Raw genomic sequence first — 11,243 nt, forward strand, 5'->3', positions numbered from 1 at the left:
ATTAGGGAGGTTCATCATGGCGGAACATCGATTTCTTTTAAAAGCCAACTGGCCCGGATTACGCAATGATGTGGGGGAAATTGAGGTTGGGAATTTAAAAACCAAAATCTCAATTCCTCCAGAAATGGATGGACCAGGGGTTGGCACCAATCCTGATGAAATGCTACTCGGTGCAGCGGCAACTTGTTACATTATCACTCTAGCAGCAATGATGGAGCGCAGCCATTTGGACAAAGTAAGCTTAACCATGGATTCAGAGGCTATTGTCGATGTGACGAATGGAGTTTTTACCTATAAAAAAATTATTCATCGTCCACATATTGTGTTAAAAAATGATGCCTCTGAAAAGGACCTTGCACTTGCGCAAAAGCTCGCGAAAAAAGCTGAAACCTCATGCATGATTAGCCGTGCAATTAAGGGAAATGTTGAGTTGGAATTGCGGGCACTGGTGGAAAAAGCATCTGATGAATAGGAGCAGTAATTTAATTACTACTCCCATCCGACAACTTTTTCATAAAAAAATATGAAACAACCCTTTAATAAGAGTCTTTTCTGCCATTTTAATCAAACGTTTGGTTAAACAAGGAACTTGTCTGATCCTGTCGAGGTAGGTCATAAATAGTAAAAAGCACTTGGCATCATCCAAGCGCTATTTCCGCTTAAAGAGCTTTGCAAAAAGGCTCTTTTTCTTTTTCATGTCTAACTGTATTGGTGCTTTTTTTGTAATATAGATCTCTTCTTTGTCAATCGCATGGTCCAAAGCTAATACTAAACCAATCTCTGTATCATGATCCTTATTGGTCACAATGGTATGCTCGATTTTATATTTTGCTGCCAGTTTTACATACTTCGATAATTGACTATAGTTCATCGTACCGTTCAATAATAAATGCGCTTTTGGATACTTTTTCATTTCCTGCTCTACTTGGGGATGGACTTTACTTTCGCCTACCTGGCCTTTCTTAAGGGCAATAATAATCCGCTCACGTAAAGTTCCTAAAAATTTCCGCCTTTCTTCCGGCTTAGTTTCCAGGGGGCCGTAGATTCCCTGTTGCAATACCTCGTCAACAGTCGGCTTTTTCAAAACTAATCAACTCCATTACAAGGGCTACTTATCTTTATGACGGGACGAGAAAAAAGGTTCCCCACTAAACTTTCATCCACTAGTCCCTTATATCAGCAGATTCCAGGTTTACCTTCCACATTTGAGCATTTACATTCCGGTTCCAACCTTTTATCTTCCACTTTGTGAAAAATACCTTCCACTTCTCATTTAATCTACCTGAAACCCTACTATCCTTTGTCATTCAATACCTTTTTCAAAGGGGAATTACCATTTTCAGTAAAAAACGCCGCACCCCTCGACTCCATTTAATTCCAATTTCGCTTTACCTTCCAGTTTTCTCACTTTACCCTCCACTTTTGAGCATTTACATTCCGGTTCCGTCCCTTTATCTTCCACTTTACCCAAAATACCTTCCAATCCCAATTAGTCATACAAATAATCCTCTCAGCCAAACAAAAAATCCCTCCCCCCACACACGGGGAGAAGGACCGCTCTTTATTTTTGCGAAGAACTAAATTGCTCTTCTTCTGTTGACCCTTTCAATGCTGTTGTTGAAGAGGTTCCGCCCGTGATAACCATGGATACTTGGTCAAAGTAACCAGTACCAACCTCACGTTGGTGGCGTGTAGCCGTATAACCGTATTGCTCACTCGCAAACTCAGCCTGCTGCAATTCGGAGTAAGCTGCCATACCGCGCTCTTTGTAGCCGCGGGCAAGTTCGAACATGCTGTGGTTCAAGGCATGGAAGCCGGCAAGCGTAACGAATTGGAACTTGTAGCCCATTTTCCCAAGCTCTTGTTGGAATTTTGCAATCGTTTCTGGGTCAAGTTTCTTCTTCCAGTTGAAGGAAGGTGAGCAGTTATAGGCTAGTAGTTTGCCAGGGAACTGTTCTTGGATGGCTTCCGCAAACCTTCTTGCTTCCTCTATATTTGGTTCAGAAGTTTCACACCAGATCAGGTCAGCATATGGTGCATACGACAAGCCGCGGGCAATTGCTTGATCAATTCCAGCTTTTGTCCGGAAAAACCCCTCAGGAGTCCGTTCACCAGTAATAAATGCGGCATCGTTCATGTCGATATCACTAGTAATTAAATCGGCAGCATTTGCATCAGTACGGGCAACAAGCACAGTTGGAACACCCATTACATCCGCAGCCAGCCGTGCTGCAATCAAGTTGCGAACAGCAGTTTGAGTTGGCAGCAACACTTTTCCGCCCAAATGACCACATTTTTTCTCAGAAGAAAGCTGGTCCTCAAAGTGTACACCGGCAGCTCCTGCTTCAATCATGCCTTTCATCAATTCGAAGCAGTTCAGTTGTCCTCCAAAGCCTGCTTCCGCATCGGCTACAATTGGGGCAAACCAATCGATCGAATCATCACCCTCAGAATGTGTGATTTGGTCGGCACGCTGAAGCGCTTGGTTAATTCGTTTTACCACACTTGGTACACTGTTTGCAGGGTACAAACTTTGGTCCGGGTACATATGTCCGGAAAGGTTGGCATCTGCTGCAACCTGCCAGCCGCTTAGGTAGATGGCTTTAAGTCCAGCTTTAACCTGTTGAACTGCTTGATTTCCCGTCAGCGCACCAAGGGCATTGATGTACTCTTCTTCATTTAATAGCTTCCAAAGCTTTTCTGAGCCTTTTTTCGCTAATGTATGTTCGATATCAATCGAACCGCGAAGCTTAATTACGTCTTCTGCCGTATACGGTCTTGTAATTCCCTTCCAACGGCTATCCATTTCCCAGCTTTCTTGTAATCTTGCAGCTCTTTCATTTGTCATCTTAAATTCCTCCCTATTAATTTATTAAAATATTTTTTATCAAACTTTCTATAAAAGCTCGTAACCTGGTAAGGTTAGAAACTCAGCAAACTCATCATTTTGAATCATTTGGTCAAATAGTTCTGAAGCTTCAGCAAACCGCCCATTCTCATAAGCTTCAGTGCCAATTTCCTGTTTGATTTTTTCTAATTCTTCCACCTTGAAGGCTTGATACATTTCTACCGTTAATTTACGACCGTCCGTTAACACACCTTTCGGGTGGCGAATCCACTGCCAAAGCTGTGCCCGCGAAATCTCAGCCGTTGCTGCATCCTCCATAAGGTTGTGGATTGGAGCAGCTCCCCTTCCATCTAACCATGACGAAACATATTGTATGCCAACATTAATGTTGACGCGGACGCCTTCTTCGGTAATGGTTCCATTTGGTGCTTCAAGTAAGTCTTTAGCTGTAACCGTAATGTGCTGTTGTTTTGCAGTATTGATTTGGTTAGAAGTAGGCATTTCACGGTTAAACACTTCTAATGCAACTGGGACCAGTCCCGGGTGGGCAACCCATGTCCCGTCATGACCATCCCGTGCTTCCCGTTCCTTATCGGCACGAACCTTCGCAAAAGCTTCTTCATTCGCTTGCGGGTTATTGCGAATTGGAATTTGTGCAGCCATTCCTCCCATTGCCGGCGCCTTGCGTCGATGACAGGTTTGGATGGTCAATAGGGAGTACGACCTCATAAATGGAACCGTCATTGTTACTTGAGAGCGGTCCGGAAGAATAACCTCCTTCTGGTTACGCAGCTTTTTCAAATAACTGAAGATATAGTCCCATCTGCCACAGTTTAAGCCGGCAGAGTGTTCCTTTAATTCATACAAAATTTCATTCATTTCAAATGCCGCCAAGATGGTTTCGATTAAAACCGTTGCTTTAATCGTTCCTTGCGGGATACCAAGTTTATCTTGTGTGAAGACAAAGACATCATTCCAAAGGCGGGCTTCTAAATGGCTTTCAAGCTTTGGAAGGTAAAAATAAGGACCCGTCCCTCTTGCAAGCAAATTGTTTACATTATGGAAAAAGTACAATCCGAAGTCGAAAAAGCTTCCGGATATCGGTTTTCCGTCTAGTAATACATTTTTTTCTTCTAAATGTAGCCCCCGTGGTCTAACAAGCAGTACAGCCGTTTTTTCATTCAGCACGTATTTTTTGCCATTTGGATTTTCAAAAGAAATCGTCCGATTTACTGCATCTCTCAAGTTGATTTGTCCTTCGACGATGTTCTGCCATGTCGGTGAAGTGGCATCTTCAAAATCGGCCATAAAGACTTTTGCACCAGAATTCAGGGCATTAATGACCATTTTCCGATCGGTTGGTCCGGTAATTTCAACCCGGCGGTCTTGAAGATCTTGCGGTAGTGGAGCTATTGTCCATTCCCCATTGCGAATATGCTTCGTTTCAGGCAGGAAATCGGGAAGTTTTCCGTTGTTAATTTCCTCCTGCCGTTTCTTTCTGTACTGTAACAGTTCAATTCTTCTTTCCCCAAACTTTCGCTCTAACTCTTCAATAAAATTTAAAGCTTCGGATGTCAAAACCTCATCATACTGGGCGTTTACGGCACCCACCACTTCAATACCAGTCGTTTGCGTCGACATGAACTTCATCACCTCTTTGTTATAATACAGTAACTATCCTCGTTTTGTATTATATAACACTAAAAATAAAAATGGAACTACTTTTCTGAAAATTTTTTAAAAATTGTTAAATTAATCCTAAAGTAGGTGATTTTATCTATGGAAATAGCAAAAAGGTCGCTGGGGCATCCCCTGCGACCTAAAATTTTTACATAATCCGTTCATATTTCTCTTTCGCTAGTATATACAGCGCACTTCCCCATCCCAAGGGCGTGTTGGAATTATAGTCAGAGGACTTTGAAAAATACAGTTCCGGAAGACTGCCATCGCTGATCATAACTTTTTCCGTCCGGTGTATATATGTTTTTGCTTTTTCCAAATTTCCTAATTCTAAATGACAAAGAGCAAGCCATGGGAGTCCAAATGTCCATTCCGCTTCTGTACCAAAATAAAAGGATAACTCATGATGGCGCCCTTCCTGTTCCAAAGGTGAATAATAGGAGTCACCCTGATAGCGAATCACGCCCCGTTCCCTTAGTAGATTTGTTTCAATCTGCTCAACGATCAATTTTGCTTCTTCCCCGACCACAACACCGTAAGGATAGATTAAGCTCAGCTGTGCTAAATCGCAGGGACGGTCGATACTTTCACGCGGGAATAAAGCAGATAAGGTCTGGTTCCCTTTTTCAAGCCATTCTCCCGGAACAAAAACTAAATCTTGAACAGCCCTAAGCCCTGCTACACAGGCACCAACAGAACTGGAATGCACTTCGCGCCATTCTTCCCACATGCCATTATCTGCATCTTCCCAATAGTGAACACAGCCTAAATACCCGACAAGCTTTTGAACAATATCATGATCTTTTTCGTCTCGGATGATCTGCCTCCCGCTTTTCTCCCCCATTCCAATTCCCCAAAGGATAGCTCCAATGGCATCATGCTGGGCATGTCCCCATGGTGTATCGATTTCTCTTACGTCATTTGCTGAATAGCGGGAATGAATGTATTCCCATTGTTCAATTGGCCTTTGCTGGTTATGGATATCCAACTTCCATTCATATTCTCTGAATAAATCCAAAATCCGATGGAAGGTCATTTCATAAATGCCATTGTCCTGTCCCAAATACGGTAAAGACATATAAAAGGAATCCCGCAGCCAAACATAGTGATAATCATTTGAAAAAGAGGCGAGATATAACCCATGCGGCAATCGTAACTGATCCAAAATTTGATAGCTGTTATTTACTTTTTCGTTCATCTTACCACCTCATCTTTTTCTATTACCCTCCTTTTTGTCCAAATTCTTTAGTCTTTATACGAAAAAAGCAGGCACCTATAACAGTACCCACTTAAACCAACTCATTATATAATTTTTGAAATTCTTCTTCCCGATTGTCACTATTTAAAAAGTCGTGGCTGACAATGGCCGATAACAGCTTTCTTTTTAAAGCAGGGTCTTTCACTTCAGCTAAAATCCTCTGCCTTATTATATATAGAAATTCAAGATAACTTTCATATCCTTCATCAAACTGTGTTTCAAGCTCAGACCGAATTCGACTTGCAAGAGTCGGGCTTGCGCCGCCGGTTGACACAGCAATATTCAAACGTCCGCGTGTAACCATTGCCGGAACATGAAAATCGGAAGCCTCAGGGTCATCAGCGATGGTTACAAACTGATGCGGACCTGCTGCAGTTTTTACCATATGATTGATTTTTACATCGTCCGTGGCAGCGAATACCAGGGATGCTCCAGATAGATCCTCTTCAGAAAAAGCTTTGCAATGCCATAAGACCAGATCATCCGCTGCAAGCCTTTCAACTTTCTCTGTCACTTTCGGGCTAATCACGGTAATTTCCGCTCCTGTATCAAGTAAACCGAGTATTTTCCGCTCAGCAACCTTTCCGCCTCCCACCACCACTACCTTTTTCCCTTCCAATTTCAACATTATCGGATAATTTACCTTCATGCATTCGCCTCGCATACCCGCTCATAAATTGAGCAGAAACATTTATTATTGCAACTCTTCACCATTTTGCTCAGTTAAATACTCGATCAAGTCGGCTTTTGTTGCCTTTGCCGGCATATGAGCATTCATCAGCCCTGCTCCTCTGGCAGCTGCCATGGTTTGCTTTCCCATACAAACTACTTCCGTTTTCCTTATATACTCCTCTTCTGAAATGCCACATTCCTTCAATGCTTCTAGAAATGGTTCCACTGATGCGCTGCATGGAAAAATCATGGTATCAACATGAGCTTCCCCGATCATTCGATTAAAAATCGGTATGAACTGCCAATCTAGTTCTTTTTGACTCGTTACCATGACATCATACAATTCATAATTTTCCATGTTTTTCAAAACACTGTTGTCGCCCACTATCAGCAGACTTCCCGCCCCGGGCATTTCATCAGCTAAATTTGCCGTAAATCCCCGATCATTCAAGGACTTAATCGTTTTGAAAGAAGGTCCGTAAAAACTGGCTCTAATATTGCGAATATCAATTTGATTGTCAATTAACGCTTCAAAAAATTCCGCAACACTTTCAGGTTGGGCAAACAAAATCCTATCATAAGCTGCTACTTTTTCTAAATCAATATGAACCAATGTCTTTTTCCATTTAGGAAATTCAATGACATCTGCTCCTTGATCCATTAATTCCTTTGCCAGTTCGCTCGGACCATTGCTTGTCCGGGCTAATAAAATTTGTCGCCCATACAATGGTTTTTTTTCAAACCAGCTGATTTTTTCCCGAAGTGAAATGACATCGCCGACAAGAATGATGGAAGGATTACTAAACTTTGCAGCCGCTACCTTCTGAACTATATCTGCTAATGTCCCTTGCAAAGTCTTTTGACGACCAAAAGTGCCCCATTGAATCAAAATGATCGGGGTAGTAGCCGCTTTGCCGTGAGCAATTAAATTTTGACAAATAAACGGTAGATTTCCGACTCCCATATAAAAAGCAATCGTATCAATACCGCGTACAAGTCCTTCCCAGTCAAGTAATGGCTTGCCTTCATTAGATTTATCATGAGCCGTTACAACTGCAAACGATTCCCCATATTTCCGGTGCGTAACAGGAATTCCTGCATAAAGGGGGGCTGCAATCCCTGAAGATATTCCAGGAACGATTTCAAAAGGTATTTGATAGGGAACTAGAGAAGCCGCTTCTTCCCCAACGCGGCCAAACACCCCCGGATCACCGCCTTTTAAACGGACCACCATTTTTCCTTCTAACGCTTTTGCAACCAGGAGGTCGTTTATACTCTCTTGCCGTAAAATATGCCGGTTAGGCAATTTGCCGCAATAAATGAGTTCACAATCTGCCGGAGCACTTTCCAACAATTTAGGATTTGCAAGCCGGTCATATAAAATGACGTCAGCCTGCTTGATCGCCTCCAAGCCTTTTACGGTAATTAAGCCTACATCTCCAGGACCGGCGCCAACTAAAAAGACTTTTCCTTTTTTCATCCTGCCTCCCCCTCCCTCATCTCCGTTCATTTATATAACAATAAATACAATATCCTCTTTCACTTCCACCTTAAACGTCCTTACCTGCCCAACGTCAGGTGCTTGGACCTTTCCATCTACTAGTGAAATCTTCCAATCATAGACAGGGCAATAAACGTATTCCCCACTGACAAGTCCTTCTGAAAGCACTCCGCCCTTTGGGTGGGGACTATGATTTTCAATTGCATATACTTTTCCATTTGACAGTTTAAAAAGAGCAATTTCTGTTTGATCAATTTTTATAGATAGTCCTGACCTTGCTCTAAGGTTCTTATAATGTGCTACAGGAATACGGGTGATTGTTTTCAACATTTTACTTCACTCCTGCCTTGATTGTAAGTCTAGCATAATATTTATTTTGAATTTCTTCATTGTTAATTGCTTCCTGCCACGGCTCAGCATACTTCGTTAGCGTTTGATCCATTCGGGCATTAAGTGCCTTCCTCGTTTCTTCATTTGCTAAAACTTCTCTGACGTGCGCCAAGCCAACCCGGTCAATCCATTTCGAAGTTCGTTCTAAATAATTAGCTGTTTCACGGTAATATTGCAGGTAAGCACCTGTCATTTCTATTACTTGTTCTTTCGTTTTCACAGTACATAAAAGATCACCAGGCCTTAGATCAACACCGCCATTACCGGCAACATAAATTTCCCAGCCGCCATCGACACCGACAAAACCAATATCCTTTATGCCGGCTTCTGAGCAGTTTCTTGGACAGGCTGATACGCCCATTTTCACTTTATGGGGTGTATCAAGGCGCTCAAATTTTTTCTCCAAGTCAATTCCAAGTGCCATCGAATCCTGCGTACCATAACGGCAGAACTGTGCACCAACACAGGTCTTTACTGTACGAAGTGTTTTACCATAGGCGTATCCCGACGGCATGTCCAGCTCTTCCCAAATACTTGGCAGGTCTTCCTTTTTGACACCAAATAGACCAATTCGCTGCCCACCAGTTAATTTTACCAATGGGACATTGTACTTTTCAGCAACTTCTGAAATTTTTTTCAAATCTTTCGCAGTGGTTACACCGCCATACATTCTAGGAACTACAGAATAGGTGCCGTCCTTTTGAATGTTCGCATGCATTTTCTCATTCACAAGACGAGAATCACGATCATCCTTATAGGAATCCATATAAATCATTCCGAGAAAGTAGTTGAGTGCTGGACGGCATTTGCTGCAGCCCTCTTCATTTCTCCACTCAAGGACATTCATGACTTCTTTAATACTTGTTAATCCTTTCATCTTGATTTCAGCCACTATTTCTTCCCGACTTAAGTTTGTGCAACTGCAAAGACTAGTCTTTTGCGCTGCTGCAGTATCAAATTGATCACCAAGTGTGTGGGCGAGAATTTGGCTGACCACTGGCTTGCAGCGACCGCAGGAACGACCTGCATTTGTACAATGACTCACTTGTTCCAGTGTTGTCAGGCCTTGGTTTTTTATTGACTCTACAATCTCGCCTTTTGTGACTCCGTTACAGCCGCAAACCATTTCATCATTTGGCATGTCGGCAATATTATCGTCTCCCCCGGCATCACTTTCGGATTGCAGCAGATTAATATTTGTCATCCCGCTGATCTCTTCCTTTTTCGTCAACATGCGGAATAATTTTGTACTATCTTTTGTATCACCATATAACACTACGCCGACAATACATTGGTTTCGAATTAAAATCTTTTTATAGACTCCAGCAAATTCATTATAAATTTTAATAGATTGGGTTGTTTCGTCATCTTCTATTTCTCCCGCAGAATAGAGGTCAATCCCTGCTACTTTTAATTGCGTGCCTGTAATAGAACCCATATAAGGTTCCACATTAACACCGCAAATCTTTTTAGCCAGTACCTTGGCCTGTTCATATAAAGGTGCGACCAAGCCATAGGTAATTTCTCTATGTTCCGCACATTCCCCGACAGCATATACACCAGGCACACTTGTTTCCATATTATCATTGACAACAATACCACGGTTCACATAAATGCCACTGTTTTTTGCAAGGTTGATATTTGGTTTAATTCCAATGGCCATCACAACAAGGTCTGCTTCAATTTCAGATTCATCCTTAAAACGAAGACCCTTAACCCGCTCATTCCCTATAATTTCAACGGTTTCTTTTTCCATTAAAAAGTTCATACCTTGGGCTTCTAGCTCTTTTTTCAACATGGTGGAGGCAGTTGAGTCTAATTGCCGCTCCATTAAATCCGGCATTAAATGGATAACATCAACTTTCATGCCAAGGTTGAGCAATCCCTTAGCTGCTTCAAGACCAAGCAAACCGCCTCCTATGACAGCAGCCTTTTTAAACTGGGAGGCTCCATTAATCATCCTTTCACAATCCTTGATATTTCGAAATCCTGTTACCCCCATTTTGTCTGCACCCGGAATCGGAGGAATCAAAGAACTTGAACCAGTTGCGATAATGAGCTCGTCATACTCCACTACATTTCTTAAATCACTTATAACTCGTTTTCCCTCAGTATCAATTCTAGTTATCGTTTCTCCAAGAAAAAGCTGTATATTATTTTCTTTGTACCAGTCTATTGGATTAATAATTATATCCTCAAAGCTAGTGTCCCCCTGCAAGATATTCGATAGTTTTATACGATTATAGTTTGGAAAGGGCTCTTGACCAAAAATCACAATCTCAAATTGCTCCGATGATATTTTAAGAATCTCTTCAATGGTTCTTAATCCAGCCATTCCGTTCCCAATCATGACAAGCTTTTTCATTTTTATCGCTCCTATATTCCAGTATTAAAGATGACGTCCCTTTATATTTTTTCTATAGTTAGATTGTAATCACCCTTTTATCAAAAATTTGTGAGGTTCGTCACTTTTTATCCCCTATATGTGAATATTTTCACATTATTGTCATAAAGGAAGCGATGGATGGATAAAAGGAACACCCTCAGGCTGTCGAAAAACTTTCGATAGCCTTTCATCCACTTTCTTTAACAATTCACCGCACTAATTAATGTAAAGTCTTTTCAATTGGTGTATTCAAGTGTGGGGACAGCCCACCACTCTCCGAATATAATCGCTCAAAAAGTAAAATATAAGTCGTAACACGACAAACCACTTTTCTTTTCCCTTTTAACGGGTATACCAGATCGTTCGGGCAATGAAACCACTTTTCTTTTCCCTTTTAACGGGCATTTCAGATTGTTCGGGCAATGAAACCACTTTTCTTTTCCCTTTTAACGGGTATACCAGCTCGTTCGGGCAATGAAACCACTTTTCTTTTCCCTTTTAACGGGCA

At 41.8% G+C, this 11,243-nt stretch carries 9 protein-coding genes; 1 reads left to right on the top strand and 8 read right to left on the bottom strand.

All coding sequences use genetic code 11. The features are described 5' to 3' along the window. The first annotated feature begins 16 nt into the window (after positions 1 to 16). Positions 17 to 472 carry an OsmC family protein gene (locus J2Y67_RS21840; protein ID WP_310177472.1) on the top strand — a complete coding sequence of 152 codons (456 nt, stop codon included), beginning with the start codon at positions 17 to 19 and terminating at the stop codon, positions 470 to 472. A gap of 177 nt (positions 473 to 649) precedes the next feature. Here J2Y67_RS21840 and J2Y67_RS21845 read toward each other — a convergent pair whose 3' ends face one another. The 8 genes from J2Y67_RS21845 to nirB form a co-directional block, all read right to left on the bottom strand. Beyond that, positions 650 to 1,084, bottom strand: a complete 435-nt coding sequence (locus tag J2Y67_RS21845; protein ID WP_310177473.1) for a YueI family protein — start codon at positions 1,082 to 1,084, stop codon at positions 650 to 652. A 477-nt stretch (positions 1,085 to 1,561) separates the two neighbouring features. Further along, positions 1,562 to 2,848, bottom strand: a complete 1,287-nt coding sequence (gene aceA, locus J2Y67_RS21850) for an isocitrate lyase (RefSeq protein ID WP_310177475.1) — start codon at positions 2,846 to 2,848, stop codon at positions 1,562 to 1,564. A gap of 48 nt (positions 2,849 to 2,896) precedes the next feature. Next, positions 2,897 to 4,489: a malate synthase A gene (gene aceB / locus J2Y67_RS21855; RefSeq protein ID WP_310177477.1), complete on the bottom strand. Its 1,593-nt coding sequence runs from the start codon at positions 4,487 to 4,489 to the stop codon at positions 2,897 to 2,899. A 187-nt stretch (positions 4,490 to 4,676) separates the two neighbouring features. Continuing rightward, positions 4,677 to 5,726 carry a glycoside hydrolase family 15 protein gene (locus J2Y67_RS21860; protein ID WP_310177478.1) on the bottom strand — a complete coding sequence of 350 codons (1,050 nt, stop codon included), beginning with the start codon at positions 5,724 to 5,726 and terminating at the stop codon, positions 4,677 to 4,679. Between the two features lie 91 nt (positions 5,727 to 5,817). Next, on the bottom strand, positions 5,818 to 6,435 hold the full coding sequence (locus J2Y67_RS21865) for an NAD(P)-binding protein (protein WP_310177480.1): 618 nt from the start codon (positions 6,433 to 6,435) through the stop codon (positions 5,818 to 5,820). A 45-nt stretch (positions 6,436 to 6,480) separates the two neighbouring features. Beyond that, positions 6,481 to 7,938, bottom strand: coding sequence for a uroporphyrinogen-III C-methyltransferase (cobA, locus tag J2Y67_RS21870; protein WP_310177482.1), 1,458 nt, complete (start codon positions 7,936 to 7,938; stop codon positions 6,481 to 6,483). Between the two features lie 30 nt (positions 7,939 to 7,968). Then, positions 7,969 to 8,289, bottom strand: coding sequence for a nitrite reductase small subunit NirD (gene nirD / locus J2Y67_RS21875; protein WP_310177484.1), 321 nt, complete (start codon positions 8,287 to 8,289; stop codon positions 7,969 to 7,971). Position 8,290: 1 nt separating this feature from the next. Continuing rightward, the gene (gene nirB, locus J2Y67_RS21880) at positions 8,291 to 10,720 is read right to left on the bottom strand and encodes a nitrite reductase large subunit NirB (RefSeq protein ID WP_310177490.1); all 2,430 of its coding nucleotides are present in this window, start codon (positions 10,718 to 10,720) and stop codon (positions 8,291 to 8,293) included. Positions 10,721 to 11,243: the final 523 nt, after the last annotated feature.

It is taken from the genome of Neobacillus niacini (assembly GCF_031456445.1).
Classification (GTDB): Bacteria; Bacillota; Bacilli; order Bacillales; family Cytobacillaceae; genus Neobacillus; species Neobacillus niacini_I.